Here is a 15,920-nt window from a genome sequence, read left to right on the forward strand (position 1 = left end):
TGTGACGTGATCTTCAGTGTGGAAAGCTTTGGGTCTACAGTCGGATAACTATGGGTTCACATATCGATTTCTTCGGTCCGACTGGCCTCATCGAGGCCGAGCTGCTCCTGGCCAGCTTCGTCCTGTGCTCGCTGATCGGCTTCGAACGGCAGTTCCGGCAGAAGAGCGCGGGCTATCGCACCCATGTTCTTGTGGGGATCGGCACATGTGCATTCACATTGGTCTCCGCCTACGGGTTCGCCGGTGTGCTCGGGGACGAGGCTCGTCTGGATCCGTCACGGATCGCCGCACAGATCGTCTCGGGTGTGGGCTTCCTGGGCGCGGGCGTGATCTTCAAGGGCCGAAACATGGTGCGTGGCCTCACGACTGCCGCCACCGTTTGGGTGACGGCGGCCGTGGGCATGGCCTGCGGCGCAGGGATGCTGTCACTGGCCATCATGCTCACCGCACTGCACCTGCTCACCCTGTTCGTCGTCGCGCCCCTCATCCGTCGGATCCCCGACAGCGACCACCGAAAACTGCTGCGCATCGCCTATGAGGACGGCTCAGGAATCCTCCGTGACATCCTCGCCGTGGCAGGCGACATGGGCTACTCGAACACCATCCTCGATTCCAAACGCTTCGAGACCGAAAACGGCGTGCGGATGGTCCAGATCGACGTGAAGTTCGAGGGGAGACCGCCCCTGCACATGCTCATCCCTGCACTGCTGGACCTCTCCGGCGTGAACAAGGTGAGCATGCGCGAGGACCAGGTCCACTCGGTCGACGATGACGGTGACTCCGTGTGATTCGCCGCTCTCCGCGCACCACACGCGCCTTCAGTCCCGAAGCGAGCGCTTCCATGCGAGGGTGGCGAGGGCTGCGGCCTGATCCGCCAGATGGGCATCATCGAAGAGCACCTGTGGCGAATGGTTCCACGCTGCAGTCTCCAGGTCGATATCCTGCGGAGACACGAGGAAGAACAGAAACGCGCCCGGAACTTCGTTGAGCACGTAGGAGAAGTCCTCGGACCCCATGAGCGGGGTCGGCGCCTCGACGTAACGGTCCTCACCGAAAGTCTCGGTCATCGTGTCTGCGACGAACGCGGCCTCGCCGTCGTCGTTGACCGTGACGGGGTACTGTTCGGTCCACACCACCTCGGCGGTGCACCCGTGAGCGGCAGCGATCGACTCGGCCAGACGTGGGGCCACCTCGGCGAACTTCTTCGTCGAAGCTGCTGACAGCGTCCGCACGGAAGCGCCGATCTTCGCCGAGGGTGGGATGACGTTGACGGCCTCGCCGGCCTGCAGCTGCGTGACTTCGGCGACAACCGGATCGAAGACGCTGAACGTGCTGGTGACCATCGAGTAGAGCGCCTGGCCGAATTCGAGAGTGGGCCGGACGGGATCGATGCTGGCATGCGGCTGTGAGCTGTGGCCGCCGCGTCCGTGGAAGGTGACGTGAAGGGTGTTCGCTCCGGCCATCAAGGTGCCGGGTCTCGTGGTGAAGATTCCGTGTGCTCCAGGAGCGACATGGATGGCATACGCCGCATCGGGGACTGCACCGATGGTGTCGAACATGCCCTCGTCTATCATGTCTTTGGCACCACCCGGACCTTCTTCACCGGGTTGGAACATGAAGGCCACGGTACCGGCGAGTTCCTCCTGGTGTGCGCTGAGCAGCTTCGCGGCCCCGACTAAACCAGTAACGTGCAGATCATGGCCGCAGGCGTGCATATTGCCGTTGGTCGAGGCGAAGTCCAGATCGTTCTCCTCCGCAACGGGCAGGGCATCCATGTCACCGCGCAGGAGTACCGTCGGACCGGGCCGGCCGCCTCGGAGCACAGCAACGATGGAGCTCAGCCCCTTGCCGGTTGTGATCTCCAAGGGCAGTCCCTCGAGGGCGTCGAGAATCATGCGCTGAGTCACTGGGAGTTCGAGACCCAGCTCGGGGTTGCGGTGCAGGTCACGGCGAAGGTCAATGAGTTCGGTCGCCAGAGACTGTGCCTCGGCAGCGAAATCGTGGGTCATAGTAGTTCCTCTCTGATCGTGGATGAAGCGGTGGGTGGATGAAGCGGTGGGTGGATGAAGCGGTGGGTGGATGGAGTTCGGACTGTTTCGGCGGTCGACGCAAACTCACCCGAGCAGCGACCGGACGGGGGCGCTGGGGAACCAACTCGCGGAGTCCTTCATCAGCGCCCCGCCCTGCATGACGACTTTGATTTTCGCCGGGTCGGCCAACTGGGTGATATCGGCCAACGGGTCGAAGTCGACGATGACAAGGTCAGCCAGTTTGCCTTCCTCGAGTGTGCCCACGTCAGCAGACAGGCGCAGCAGTTCCGCCGCGTTCCTCGTCCCCGCCACAATCGCCTGCATCGGTGTCAGGCCGAGCTCGACGGCATGCATCTCCTCACGCAGATTGAGTCCGTGTGGGCACACACCGGCGTCGGTTCCCAGCGCAACCTTCACACCAGCGGCCATCGCCACGGCCACGCGTTCGCGCGCGATCGCGGACCATCTGACCTTCTTCTCGTATAGGTAGTCGGGCACGTTCTTCGGGTCCGGAATCCGCAGTGCGCTGCTGAGCGTCGGGACGAGGAACGTTCCGCGCTCGAGCATGAGCTCGATGCCTTCGTCGTCGATTCCGTAACCGTGTTCGACGGAGCGGACACCGCCGCGGATGGCTGCCTTGATGCCATCGGCTCCTTGGGCATGGGCGGCGACGGGCTGTCCTGCTCGTTTGGCTGTCTCTTCAACGATGAGTCGCACATGCTCTTCGGGAACGCCGATGTCATCGGGGGTGTCCGATGGGCTCGAGACGCCGCCGGTGGTGCAGACCTTGATCACGTCCGCACCCGAACGTACGAGGGTGCGAATTGTCCGGCGGACGTCGTCATCGGTGTCGATGATCGGGTCGACGGGCATGGCAGGCATGGTGGACAAACCGTTGGGCATCGTGAAATCGGTGTGCCCGCCGGTCGGTGACAGCGGTGTGATGGCCAGGTGCATCCGGGGCCCGAGGATCAGCCCCTGCTGGATGCTGTCGCGCACGCCGCGGTCGGTTCCGCCGAGGTCACGAGCAGTGGTGACTCCGGCCATGAGGGTGGCCCGGGCGTTGACAGCGCTGCGCACGATCCGCTCCGAGGCGAAGCGGGCGAGGTTCGCCGCCTGGTTCTCGATCGAGAGTCCGAAGTGCACGTGAGAGTCGATGAAGCCGGGCATGATCGTCTTGCCCTGCAGGTCGATGACACGAGGGGCTTTGCCACCAGTGTCGTGGCCCTTCCCCGCCGAGCTGGTGCCTTCGGTGCGCTCGGGTCCTGCGTAGACGATGCGTCCGTCCTTGATCTCGATCTCCGCACTGGAGAGGGGATCACCGCCGTTGCCATCGATGAGGGCAGCTCCGCGAAGAACAGTGTGCTCGGAATCGTTGATCGTGGTGGGCAGGTAGGCGGTCGACATCAGTGATGGTGATCCTTTCAACGGGAGATCGTGCGCTGCATGTGCCATTGTCGATCATTCCGCACACAGCGGTGCACAGTGATCGCATCATGACCAGGAAGAGCGGGCAGGCTCCGGCGGCGAAGGGCAGGTGCTCCAGTCTCGACAGAACCTCAGTCCGCGAACTCTGCCAGCGAAACCTCAGTCCACGAGCTGAGCGAACATGGCTTCGACGGAATCCGTGATCCGCGCATGCGAAGCATCATCGAAGATCGCGGTCTGAACGATGGCGCCCTGCATGAGCGCGAGGACGGCCGGCGCGATCCGATGCGCCCTGGCCTGTGCGACGCCTTCGGCAAGCCCTGCACTCCGATGGAAGTACACATTCAGATAGGCCTCGAATCGTCTGATGAGTTCGTGGTAGATCTCAGCGGCGATTGTGGCGAAATCCGGGGAATGCGACGCCTCTCCCCATACCTGCAGCAGCAGCGGAGCGAATGGGGTGTCATGGAGGATCTTGTCCAGAAGCTGCGGGAAGACCTCATGTGGAGGTGGAACCTCGTCTGCTGTTCCGAAGTCCTGCAGCTCGGCCACACGCTCTTCCATGATTCGCCTGCCGGCGTCGAGCGTGAGCTCCGCCTTGGACGAGTAGTAGACGTAGACGGCTCCGGCGGACAAGTCCGCCTCCTTGATGATGTCTGCCATCGACGCTCCGGCGAAGCCCTTGCGAAAGAAACACGCAAGCGCGGCATCCTGAATCCGCGTGCGCATAGCTTCCCTGTGTTCGTCCGTGACCTTCGGCACCAAACCTCCAAAAACGAATGACCATTCTTGATATATCGTACTCGAAAGAGTAAAACGAATGAGTATTCGTTTTCAATGATTGGATAGGCATGGCGACGAGAATCCTCAGCAGCTCGGACGGCACGGACGATAGGCGCGGCAGAACGAGCACGGCCGACACGAGGGCGGCCGACACGAGGGCGCACAAGCCCAGCCTCAAACAGGCACTGCTCGCCGCGGTCTTCGCCGCGGCGATCGTCACAGTCATCCTGCTGGCATTCAGCTGGCCGACTGTCACGTCTGAGCCCAAAGATCTTCCGGTTGCGGCCGTCGGCGATCAGGAACAGATCGATCAGATCACGGCCGATGCTCCAGAGGGGATGCTCGATCTGAAGAAGGTCGACTCCCGCGCCGAGGCGCAGCAGCTCATCCGTGAACGTGAGGTCTACGGGGCGCTCCTGCTTGGCGACGACCCTGAGATCCTCACCTCGACTGCTGCCTCCCCTCCTGTTGCCCAGCAGCTGGGCGGGATTGCCGCTCAGATGCAGCAGAAGATCGACAAGCAGGCGATCTCGGGCATGCAGGACGGAATGCAGGAGATGCAGGATGCACTCGCAGCGGCCTCTCAGCCAGCCGGATCTCAGCCCAGTCCTGGTGCACCACAGCAAAACCCAGGCGACCAGGCACAGGCCCCAGACGCCTCGGCGATGGAGGTCCCTGAGGTCACGGTCACGGATGTCGTGCCGCTCAACGACAACGATTCCACCGGTGCCGGCCTTGCGATCGCGGGTCTGCCTCTGACCATCGGCGGCATCGTCGGCGGCGTGCTCACCAGCATGCTCGTGCGCTCTCGCCGAATGCGTGCGGTCGCGGTCGTCGCCTACGGCACGATCGGCGGACTTGCACTTACCCTCGTCCTGCAGACGTGGTTCGGCATTCTGCAGGGCAGCTTCGGGCTCAACGTACTTGCTGCAGGCCTGGCAGTCGCGGCGACGGCGGCACTCATCAACGGCTTCGTCTCACTGATAGGTCCGGGTGGCATAGCGATCGGCGCGGTGCTCACGATGTTCATCGGCAATCCGATCGCCTCGCTCCAGGCACCGAAGGAGTTCCTCGCAGGGGCCTGGGGAGACATCGGCCAGTTCTTCGTTCCCGGCGCGTCGGGTAGCCTGCTGCGCAACCTGTCCTACTTCCCGGATGCACCCATGGCGATGCAATGGTGGGCGCTCATCGGTTGGTTCTCCTTGGGCATCGCCCTCATCCTCGTCGGTCACCTCAAGGCTCACTCGAAGCAGCGGACTGCCGTGAGCTGAGCTGTCCCTCCTCCTCAACGACTTCCTCCTCCTCAACGACGTGGAGCCGACCCCAGAAGGCACAGGGTCAGGCTCCGCGTCGGCATCCGACGAAAGTAAGTATCCACAGGCTGGAACCGTCAGCCGTCTGCTCCATCCCTGCGATACCGTTCCTCAATGAGCACAGTGAGAGAGCCATCAATCGTCGATGGAATTGCCGAAGATTACTTCGACGGACTTTCAGACCTCTATCCGTCGATTCCCCTATTCCTCGGCCTTGACAACGACAAGGGTTTCGATGACTACTCCCCTGCCGGATTCGAAGCCGCGAAGGATCTCCGGGCCCGCGCCTTGAACAGACTCGCTGACCTTGAAACGACCGCAGCGATGAACGGTTCTCCCAGTCTGGATGACACCGATGATGTGACCATCGATGCTATGCGCGAACGATTCAGTGTCGCCGATGACCTCTTCGACAGCGACCTCAGTCACACCGTCCTCAACGTGATTGAATCTCCAGTCCAACAGATGAGAGATATCTTCGATCTCTTGCCGACACGGACGACGAGAGATTGGGAGACGATCAAGTCGACGCTTGCCGGCCTGCCAGCGTCAATATCTGGGTATCAAGAATCTTTGACCTACGCGCAGCAGCGCTCGGGCCGCACCCCGGCCCGAGCGCAGATCGAACGAGTTCGTGAGCAGTCACTTGCCCTGGCGAAGGAGAACAGTCGGTTCGACACACTCATCGAAGGTGCCGCGAACCTCTCGACCGGTCTGCGAAACGACCTTGCTGCCGCCGCCGCTGCGGCCAAGGACTCATTTGCAGAGCTGAGCGACTACTTCGCAATGCTCATGACTCGGGCGCACGAGAACGAAGCATGTGGTCGGGACGCCTATGCGCTGCATTCCAGGAACTACCTGGGAGCTGAGGTCGACTTCGAAGAGACATACAGCTGGGCACTCGATGAACTCAACCGAATCGACTCCGAACAGAAAGCGATCGCGAAGGCCATCGCCCCAGGGGTCGGGCTCTTCGACGTCATGGCAATGCTCGACAATGATCCGCACCGTGCTCTGCACGGGACCGAGGCGCTTCAAGCCTGGATGCAGGATGTCGCCGATGAGGCCATTGAGAAACTCGGGCAGACGCACTTCGACATTCCCGAACCGCTCCGGACCATCGAGTGCATGATTGCACCCTCCGCCACAGGCGCTGTCTACTATTCACAGCCCAGCGAGGATTTCTCCCGCCCCGGACGAATGTGGTGGTCTGTGCCTCATGGCGTCACCGAATTCGCGACCTGGCAGGAGAAGACCACCGTCTATCATGAAGGAGTCCCCGGACATCATCTGCAGATGGGTCAGGCATCTTATCTTGCCGATTCACTCAATCGCTGGCGCCGCCACGTCTGCTGGGTATCCGGTCACGGCGAAGGATGGGCTCTCTACGCCGAACAGCTGATGGAAGAACTCGGCTTCCTGGACGATCCTGCCGATCGGCTCGGCATGCTGGATGCCCAACGCTTGCGGACCACACGAGTAGCACTCGACATCGGATTCCACCTCGGCCTCAAAGCACCGACACATCTGGGTGGTGGGACCTGGGACCGTGCCAAGGCATGGCAGTTCCTCAAGGACAATGTCGCCACGGATCGCACATTCCTGGCCTTCGAACTCGACCGTTACCTGGGCTGGCCGGGGCAGGCCCCGAGCTATAAGATCGGGCATCGCCTGTGGCAGCAGATTCGACACGATGCCGAAACGGAAGCCGGTGAGACTTTCGATCTCAAGGGCTTCCACTCGAAGGCACTCAATCTTGGGTCACTCGGGCTGGACACCTTGTCAAGGGCCATGCGCCGCTGACGTCAGCGGTTACTCCTTTTCCCATTCCCAGTAGTTCCAGAACATCGACGGATCAAGAGTGGTCGTCGAGGCGTTCTTCACTGAATCCTGGTGGATCGTCAGCGAAGGGAACTGGAAGAGCGGCAGCCCGAACCCATCGTCGATGAGTTGCTTCTCTATGTCCGCGGCCAGTGTCTTCTGCTCTTCAGGATCAATGCTCACGAGCATCTGATCGAGCTTCTTCGCCGTCGTCGGGTTGTGATATCCGCTGTAGTTGTTCTGCGCGCCCTTGCGGTAGTACGAATCCGATTCCGTGACACCGGTCGTCGTCAGGGCCCAACCGAAGAGGGAGGCATCGTAGGTTCCGTCACCGAGGCGCGTACCCCAGTTGACGTCGCCGGAATCCTCGACGGCGAACCCTGCCTTCTCCGCCGATTCCTTGACCAACTGGAAGATCTGTTCACGGCGTGCGTTCGTATTGTCATAGAGGAAACGGACAGTCGGCTCCTTCACCCCCGCCTCATCGAGCAGCTTCTTCGCGCCCTCGACGTCGACGGAGTCGTAATCCGAGATACCAGAGCCCTCCGCGATCTCCTTGTACAGCGGGGAATCTGGTGCCTGGTTGAAGGAGTCACGGACCCCTGCCTCCTCGTTGAGCGGCTTGATCAGACGATCGACGATCTCCTGTCTCGGAAGGGTTTTGAGGAATGCCCGCCTGACCTGCAGAGCTTTGTCTTCGTCGCCGCCATACGAAGCAGGGTCGAAGGGGCCGTTGTTGTCGAATGTGAGGTCGACGTGCTCGAATGTGGCATCTTCACCGGGAATGATGCTGACACCGTCGATATCTTCAGCCGCTTTGAGGACGTCAGCCGTCGACTGAGGCTGAGTGATATCGACTTCGCCGTTCTCAATGGCTTGGACCATCGCCATGGGATCGCCGTTGTAGCGAACCGTGATGGTGTCCATCTTCGGATCAACGGGACCGGTGTATGCCTCATCGCGTTCAAGGGTGAGGTACTGCCCCTCTTCGAAAGCGGTGATCTTGTACGGTCCGCTGTGGACGAGAAGGTCCTCGTTGTCCGGCATGGATGTGAAATCGAAACCTGTGTTCCAGAAATTCGAGATCTTCGATAGGGCTTCGACATCGTTGTTCTTGATGGCCTCGATGATCGCTGTCTTTCCTTCTTCGGAAGATTCGGCGCCCAAGGCGTTCTTAGCGACGATGTGAGCGGGAACGCCCGATCCATAGGCGCCGAGGCCGAATTCTGTCTCCCAGTCGGCAAAGGGCTGAGAGTAGGTGAAGGTCAGGGACTTCCGATCCTCGCTGATCTCGGGAAAGTCTTTGATCAGGGGTGCGCCAACACTCGTCGAGTCGAAATAGACGGTGTCGGCGTCGTTCTTCTTCACCATTCCGGCGTCGTCATTGTTCTCATCGACGGTATTGAAGTTGGTTGAGCGGGCAGCCCAGGTCAGCGCCAGGTCGACGGCATCGACAGGAGTTCCATCCGACCAGTTGGAGTCCTCGTTGAACGTATATTTCACCTTCAACGGGTCTTCGGAGACCTTCTCGATGGTGCCGAGCGCACCGTCGTGCAGTTCAAGCTGGTCGTCGTAATATTTGAAGTTGTCGTTCATCATGTAGGCGATGATCGTGTTGGCAACGGCATTGCCGTCATTGGTCATGTCGTTCATCGAACGAAATGCTTCATTCCATCCGACGTTGAGAACCGATCCTGTCCCGGCGGAATCCGAGCTGCCCCCTGGCGGCGTACATCCGGTCACGATGAGCGCCATCGCGGCGACTCCTGCAATAGTCGTCAGACGTTTCTTCATGTTCACTCCTGTGTGTGAAAGATGATCGAGCAGTTGATGCTCAGCTGATTGAGTCGTTCCGTATTTCTGTCTCCTATTGCGGACTCGGCTTCACACCGTCGTCGCCCGCAGCTGTTTCACCCCTGTCGGGGCAGCCACTCGCAGCAGCAGAGCGAAGATCTGGTCCACGAGGATCGCCAAGATCGCAACCCAAACGGCACCGGCGAGAACGCCTTCGATCCCGTATGCCACTTGGTTGAGAATAACGTCGCCCAATCCGCCGCTGCCGGCGATTGTAGCGATCGTTGCGGAGCTCACTGTCAGCACGGCCGCAGTGCGAATGCCGCTGATGACCATCGGCAGGCCAAGGGGAAGTTCCACCTTGTTCAGCACCTGCAGAGGCGTCATTCCCATTCCTCTCGCAGCTCTCGTCAGATCACGATCCGCAGAATTCACGGCTTGGAAGGCGTAACTGAGTATCGGCGGGAAAGCGAGCAGGAACAGTGCGATCATTGCGTTGAGCATTCCGATGCCCACGAAGCCGATGAGAATCGCGATGAGGGCCAAGCTTGGAAGTGCCCGGCCGATGTTCGTGATGCTCACTGCCAGAAATTCGCCCTTGTGGATGTGGCCGAGCCAGATACCGATCGGCACGCCGATGACGATGGCTGCGAGCAATGGGACGAGGCTGATGATCAGATGCTCGCTCGTCTTCTCCATGAGCATCCCGAAGTTGGCTGCGATGAAGGGAAATGCCCCGAATATCTCTTTCATCAGACCCTCGCTCTCGTCCAGGGTGTCAGTACTCTGCCGACAATCACCAGTAGTCCGTCGAGGACGAAGGCCAGGAGGACCGCGAGTGCTCCGGCCCCGATGAACTGCGTATTGAACGGCGACGACACGGCCTTGAGGATTGGCGACCCCAGACCGCTGTCGACGACGAATGCCGCAATCGTAGCCACACTCACTGTCAGCACCGTAGCGATGCGCAGACCCGAGATGATCGATGGCAGGGCCAGCGGCAATTCGACCTTGACCATGAGCTGTCTCTGGTTCAGACCCATCCCGATTGCTGATCTCTTCACATCGTCCGGGACCGCCGCCAGACCGGCGAGCACTGCCTGAAAGATGATCACAAGCGTGAAACACACCAACGCGATCTCAACGGTCAGCAGAGTCAGACCGGTGAACGGAACCAGCAGCTGAAACAACGCCAGAGGAGGAAGCGTGTACAGGAACGTTGCGACGATCCCGATGGGTCCGGCCAGCCATTTCTTTCGGTAGGCGATCAGCGCGGCGGCGAATGCGATGACGAATCCGATCACGACGGCGATGACGACCATGTAGATGTGGTCGACCAGCGGCGGCCAGAAGACAGTCGACCACTGGTCGACGAACCAATCACCGCAGAACGGGCCGTTGCCGATCACACAGTCGGAGGCCTGTCCGTAGTCCGGGATCACAGGATCGCCGGCAGGCGCGATCCCGCTCATGATCCGACACCTTCCCCGTTCCTCGCGCCAACGGCGTTGGCTGGCGGATCGACCAGATCGTGCAGGGTGACGTCGCCGAGGTGGCTCCCCCGCTCCATCACACGTGCACCGTGTGCCCCAGCAGCGGAAACCACGGACAGTGCTTCCCTCAATGTCACGTCGGCCTCGACCTGAGGCAGATCAGACTCCACCGGCAGCTCGGATTCAGCCTTGGCGACGAGTACCTCGGCGACAGTGGTCAGGGCGAGGCGCTTGAGGCCACGTTCTGCACCGAGGAATTCCGCGACGAACTCATCGGCAGGGTGAGTGAGCACCTCGGCGGGAGTGTCGTACTGGGCCAGCTTGCCCCCAGGCTTGAGGATCGCGATCCGATCGGCCATCTTGATGGCCTCGTCGATATCGTGCGTGACGAAGAGGGTCGTCTTCCCGACAGCCCGATGAATTTCAAGGAATTCGTCCTGGACCGCCATCCGGGTGATCGGATCGAGTGCTCCGAAGGGTTCGTCCATGAGCATGACCGGAGGATCGGCCGCGAGTGCGCGCGCGATTCCGACTCGTTGCTGCTGACCGCCGGAGAGCTGGGACGGATACCTGCCCAACCAGCTGTCGACCGGAGTCAGTCCGACCAGTTCGAGCAGTTCGGCAGTCCGGCGCGTGATTCGTGACTTGTCCCATTTGAGAATGGTCGGCACGATCGCGATGTTCTCCGCCACCGTGTAGTGCGGAAACAGACCGGACTGCTGAATTGCATAGCCGATAGTTCGACGCAGCTCGATGGCAGGTATGTCCATGATGCTTCGGTCACCGATGCGGATGTCTCCGCTGCTGAGGTCGACAAGACGATTGACCAGCTGGAGAGCTGTCGTCTTACCGCCACCGGACGGACCCACTAGGCAGACGAGTTCGCCCGACTTCACCTCGATGTCAAGCGAATCGAGAGCCGGTGCGGCCTGTCCGGGGTAGAGCTTGGTGACCTGGTCGAAGACGATGGACGAGTTCGTGGTCGACGTCGTCTTCGGGTCGGTGGATGGAAATGTCATCGTGTTCTCACATCAGTCCGTTTGCTTGCAGAAAGACCCTGGCCACTTGAGCGGGGTCGATCCTATTAATTGCGGAAGCTTCGTTCAGCGCCTGGATTGCGTCGATCGTCAGGAGTGAATGAAGTCTGTTCAAGAACTCAGGCGCGTCGTCGTCGAGGTCGTTAAAGACATCGTCCCTGATCAGCGGTACGACGTTCTGGAATCCGAAGAGCTTCTTGTCGTCTTCGAGAACGACAAGGTCGGATCTCAGCAGCTGCGGATCGGTGGTGAACACGTCCGCGGCTTGGATCTCGCCACGTTCGATTGCCTGGTAGTTCAGTCCGATGCTCAGAGTCTTGAGTTTCATGTTCGTCAGACCGTATGTGTCGACGATGCCCTCATACCCGATTGCTCCGGAGACATTGTCCGGGTACGTCGAATAGGTGAAATCTCCGATGCCCTTGAGATCGGACACCTTCTTCAGCCCATGTTCGTCGGCGAATTCCTTACGCACAGCGACCGCGTTCTTGTTCTCGAAAGGTGTGGCCTGAAGTGTGGTCACTCCATGCTCGTTCTCCCACCCCTTCGCTATGTCATAGGTTTCATCGGCCGTGCCCAGCGCAGTGTCAATGCCAACCCAATTCACCACGATGACCCCGGTGTATTCGGGGTAGATGTCGATCTGGCCCGACTGGAGTGCGGTATTGATGATGTCGCTGGATCCGACGTTCGTCTTCAGATCCACTTGGTATCCGCGAGCTCGAAGCCCTTGAGCGTAGAGTTCGCCCATGATCCAGCTCTCGGCGAATCCTTTGGATCCGATGGTGATCCTGCGCCTGGCAGCACCTGATTTGGCACCACCGACGCTGGCCGTGGTGGAGGTACAACCGCCCAGCGTGGCCGCTGCCATTCCAACGCTGAGTGCGCCGAGCGTTCGCAGGACCCGGCGCCGATTGAGTGCGTGTCTATTCAGTTTGTACATCGTTGCTCAGTTCAGGTCGCGCGGAACGGTCTTCGTGGTGGTCCTCGAATGGAACTGCCTTCCGTCCTTGTAGGCAACGAGTTCATTGGTCACGAGGAAGTTCGCTGTGTCACCGCTCATGGTGCTGCGTGTCCGCAGCTCAACATCCCATCCCTGATCATCCTTCGTCAGCGCATCGGCATCGGCCTGCTGCAGCAACGCCTGACTGCTGACAGGATCCGCAAGCGCGGGCCTCCGGTAGCGGATGACTCGTTCGCAGATTGCTGTCGGCGAGAGAGGATCGGTTTCACTGCGCTCATAGGAATCACGCTCGAGCGTGTAATAGAAGAGTCCGTCGCTCGAGTTGGTCTGCCAGCCCTCGGACACAGTGGTCACAGTCGCGCTGCGATTGACCAAATCAGTCTCCAGGGTGCGGGTCATGGGCGGCCCTGACGCATCGATCGTGGACACTGGCGGGGTCGGAGGCACGCCGAGGTGGTCGGTGAGTTCCCGGGAGGTTTCAGCGTCGGCCTCGGCCGAGTCGACGCTGCGCACGGGCAGTCGAAGCTCCGGATCGTCTGTGACCGTCAGGAGAGTCTCTTCGGGCGACGGCCAGAGCATGGGCCAGAAGCTCGCGGAGATGCTCAACCGCAGACGGTGGCCTGGCAGGAATCGGTGGGCGGTGGATAGGAGCGGGAAGTCGATGGTGACGTCCCGGCCCGGAGCCAGAGGTGCGGGATGTTCATGGGAGGAATGATGTGTCAGATTGAAAAGGCCCATGGTCACCAGTCGTGAGGTGCCGTCTGGAGCGACGTCGCATATGCGGGCTGCGATGACTCCGCGGTCTGAACTCGAAGTCAGTATCGCTCTGAGGCTCGGGGTGCCGACGATCTCCAGGCCGGCAGGAAGATCCCAGTCTGCGGTGTAGGAGCGTGCGTCATCGGCGGCCTGGTCACCGGCCATGCCCGCTGCCTCACCGAACTGCAGCCAGCTGCCGGCGTTGTAGCCTATGAGCTCGGTGCTGCGCAGCTGACGGGGACCTGCCTGAGTCGAGTCCTGCACGTCCCAGCTGACGTCTTCGATTCCTGGTGAGGGCCAGCTGCTCTCTGCGACCCAGCGTCCCGGTCGAGTCTCCCGGTCGGAGTGAACGGGGGCACTGTCGGGGACATAGGCACGCAATTGCGGCTGGTCCTTGACTCCGTTGTCGATTCCACTCATCCACTGGTCCCACCAGCGCACGGCTTCGGCGATGAAGTCTATTCCCGGTCCCGGTGCTGCCTGGTGCGGGTAGTTGTGCGCCCAGGGGCCGAGCAGTGCGTGAACCGGCGGGTAGTCGGGATTCGTCTCTCGCTGGTGGTTCGCATTCTCCATCAGCCGAAACAGGGTCGTTCGGTACTCGTCAAGAAGTCCGCCGACGGCAAGGATCGGAACCTTGATGGCTTCCGGGGTGTCGCAGACTGAAGCATGTTTCCAGTAGGCGTCTCGGCGCTGGTGGCTGAGCCAGTCGTTGATATTGACCGGTGCTTCGTCGATCCGACGTTTCCAGTCCTGAGCCCAGCCCTCGCCCATGACCGCAGGATCCTGTGGGCGTGCGTTGTATCCCCACATTGTGGAGGCCCAGGAGAGCATTTGGTCGCCGACTATGGCACCGCCGTTGTAATGAACATCGTCGGCAAAACGATCATCGGTGGAGCAGATTGTGATGATGGCGGCGAGTTCTGGTGGTTGCAGTGCGGCGAGCTGCAACCCGTTGAATCCGCCCCACGACTTTCCGATCACTCCTGCCTTACCGTTCGACCACTGCTGAGCTGCGATCCATCTGAGCACCTGAAGACCGTCATCAAGCTCGGTTTCGGAGTATTCGTCCGTCATGATCCCGGTCGAATCCCCGCAGCCGCGCATATCAACGCGGATGCTTGCGTAGCCGGCGCGGGCAAATTCGGGATGGATCGTCTGGTCGCGACCAGCGGTCATGTCGTTCTTGCGGTAGGGGATGTATTCCAAGACGGCTGGAACCTGTTTGTCTTTGAGGTCGTCCGGCAGCCAGATCCGGGCGGCGAGTTCGACCCCGTCTGACAGGGGAATGCGCGTGTGCTCGATGACGTCAACGCCGCGAGGATTCGTGCGATATCGGTCGGCAGGTCCGCAATTGCTGCTCACAGAGAATGCCTCCGTGGCATCGGCTGGTGGTGCTGTACGTGTGTGCTGGTGCGAAGAAGTTGGTGCCATAGTGCCCGAGGTTAACAGCGGTAACTGCATGGCTGTTCAGTTGTTTCGCTCAGTGATATGGATGACAGCCAACCACACCTGACACCGGCTACCTGGCCCCACCTGCACTCGGCGACTATCCTCGGGTGCAGGGGGTACACACCGATGACAGCACTGGCGAACGTGACGATATGCCGCACGTGCGGTGTCGAGACGAGTACGCCTCCACCGGATGTGTGTCCGATCTGTTCGGATGACCGCCAGTGGCTGCCGGAGTCAGGTCAGGTCTGGACGACGCGTGAACAACTCGAGTTCGAACACCACCGCGTCTCCGTCGTCGAACGAGAACCAGGTCTCTACGCGCTGCGTGTGGAGCCGAAGCTGGGCATCGGGCAGACGTGCTATCTGGCGCAGACCGAGTATGGCAATCTGCTCTTCGAGGTCCCGCCCTACATCGACGAGGACGTCATCGCCGCAGTCTCGGACCTCGGCGGGGTTCAGGCCATCGCTGCCAGTCATCCTCACATGTTCGGCCTGCAGCTCGAGTGGAGCGCGGCCTTCGACGATGCACCGATCTTCGTCTGCCGTGCAGATGCCGGCTGGGTCCAGCGCGAGGGATTGAACATCTGGCGCTACTATCAGTTTGCTGAACCAGTTCCCGGAGTCCGCTTGATGCGCATAGGCGGTCATTTCCCCGGCAGCGCGGTAGCCATGTGGACCGGCAAGGACGGTCGAGGCGTGATGCTCAGCGGAGACACGATCGCGCCGGTTGCCCGCTCAGGGTGGGTGACGTTCATGCGCAGCTTCCCCAACTATCTGCCGCTGTCGGCAGGTGTTGTCAGACGCATCGCAGCCTCGGTGGCCGACCTCGATTTCGATCGGATGTACGGCAACTTCGGGCAGACCATCTCGAGCGGAGCCAGGGAGGCTGTGGCGACCTCGGCCGAACGCTACGCCGAATGGGTCTCAGGGGCCCACGACGAGCTCACCTGAGAAGACGGTTCGAGTTCCTGTCCAGAAGACCGTGCCCTGAATACTCCCGTCAGGGCACACATCGATATGCGAAAAACCGGCCAGGTCCGAGTTGACGG

13 protein-coding genes are annotated in these 15,920 nt (G+C 60.8%); 4 read left to right on the forward strand and 9 right to left on the reverse strand.

Annotated elements, in window-relative coordinates:
- Positions 1-50: 50 nt before the first annotated feature.
- A complete protein-coding gene (locus ACE03M_RS11840) occupies positions 51-788 on the forward strand; it encodes an MgtC/SapB family protein (protein WP_143921190.1) in 738 nt (245 codons plus the stop codon).
- A gap of 30 nt (positions 789-818) precedes the next feature.
- On the opposite strand, the gene ACE03M_RS11845 is transcribed toward ACE03M_RS11840, so the two are convergent.
- The 3 genes from ACE03M_RS11845 to ACE03M_RS11855 form a co-directional block, all read right to left on the reverse strand.
- Entirely contained in the window at positions 819-2,009 is a 1,191-nt protein-coding gene (locus ACE03M_RS11845; protein ID WP_485934086.1) for a M20 metallopeptidase family protein, read from the reverse strand.
- 105 nt (positions 2,010-2,114) lie between these two features.
- Complete coding sequence (locus tag ACE03M_RS11850; protein WP_485934087.1) at positions 2,115-3,437, reverse strand: metal-dependent hydrolase family protein; 1,323 nt, start codon at positions 3,435-3,437, stop codon at positions 2,115-2,117.
- 180 nt (positions 3,438-3,617) lie between these two features.
- Positions 3,618-4,220 (reverse strand): TetR/AcrR family transcriptional regulator, encoded by a 603-nt coding sequence (locus ACE03M_RS11855; protein WP_485934088.1) that lies wholly within the window; start codon positions 4,218-4,220, stop codon positions 3,618-3,620.
- An 89-nt stretch (positions 4,221-4,309) separates the two neighbouring features.
- On the opposite strand from ACE03M_RS11855, the gene ACE03M_RS11860 reads away from it, so the two are divergent.
- Both ACE03M_RS11860 and ACE03M_RS11865 read left to right on the forward strand, forming a co-directional pair.
- Entirely contained in the window at positions 4,310-5,512 is a 1,203-nt protein-coding gene (locus tag ACE03M_RS11860) for an ABC transporter permease (protein WP_485934089.1), read from the forward strand.
- Positions 5,513-5,668: 156 nt separating this feature from the next.
- Entirely contained in the window at positions 5,669-7,357 is a 1,689-nt protein-coding gene (locus ACE03M_RS11865; protein WP_485934090.1) for a DUF885 domain-containing protein, read from the forward strand.
- Between the two features lie 9 nt (positions 7,358-7,366).
- Here the strand turns inward: ACE03M_RS11865 and ACE03M_RS11870 are convergent, their stop codons facing one another.
- From ACE03M_RS11870 to ACE03M_RS11895, 6 genes are all read right to left on the reverse strand, one after another.
- Positions 7,367-9,169, reverse strand: coding sequence for an ABC transporter family substrate-binding protein (locus tag ACE03M_RS11870; protein WP_485934091.1), 1,803 nt, complete (start codon positions 9,167-9,169; stop codon positions 7,367-7,369).
- Between the two features lie 90 nt (positions 9,170-9,259).
- Positions 9,260-9,922, reverse strand: a complete 663-nt coding sequence (locus tag ACE03M_RS11875) for an ABC transporter permease (protein ID WP_485934092.1) — start codon at positions 9,920-9,922, stop codon at positions 9,260-9,262.
- A complete protein-coding gene (locus ACE03M_RS11880) occupies positions 9,922-10,641 on the reverse strand; it encodes an ABC transporter permease (protein ID WP_143921184.1) in 720 nt (239 codons plus the stop codon). Before ACE03M_RS11880 ends, ACE03M_RS11875 begins: the two co-directional genes overlap by 1 nt.
- Positions 10,638-11,681, reverse strand: a complete 1,044-nt coding sequence (locus tag ACE03M_RS11885; protein ID WP_485934093.1) for an ABC transporter ATP-binding protein — start codon at positions 11,679-11,681, stop codon at positions 10,638-10,640. Before ACE03M_RS11885 ends, ACE03M_RS11880 begins: the two co-directional genes overlap by 4 nt.
- Positions 11,682-11,688: 7 nt before the next feature.
- Positions 11,689-12,642 (reverse strand): ABC transporter substrate-binding protein, encoded by a 954-nt coding sequence (locus ACE03M_RS11890; RefSeq protein WP_485934094.1) that lies wholly within the window; start codon positions 12,640-12,642, stop codon positions 11,689-11,691.
- A 6-nt stretch (positions 12,643-12,648) separates the two neighbouring features.
- Complete coding sequence (locus tag ACE03M_RS11895; protein WP_485934095.1) at positions 12,649-14,781, reverse strand: CocE/NonD family hydrolase; 2,133 nt, start codon at positions 14,779-14,781, stop codon at positions 12,649-12,651.
- Between the two features lie 213 nt (positions 14,782-14,994).
- Between ACE03M_RS11895 and ACE03M_RS11900 the strand changes: the two genes are divergently transcribed.
- A complete protein-coding gene (locus ACE03M_RS11900; protein ID WP_485934096.1) occupies positions 14,995-15,822 on the forward strand; it encodes an MBL fold metallo-hydrolase in 828 nt (275 codons plus the stop codon).
- Positions 15,823-15,920: the final 98 nt, after the last annotated feature.

It is taken from the genome of Brevibacterium sp. AGC70, assembly GCF_057334195.1.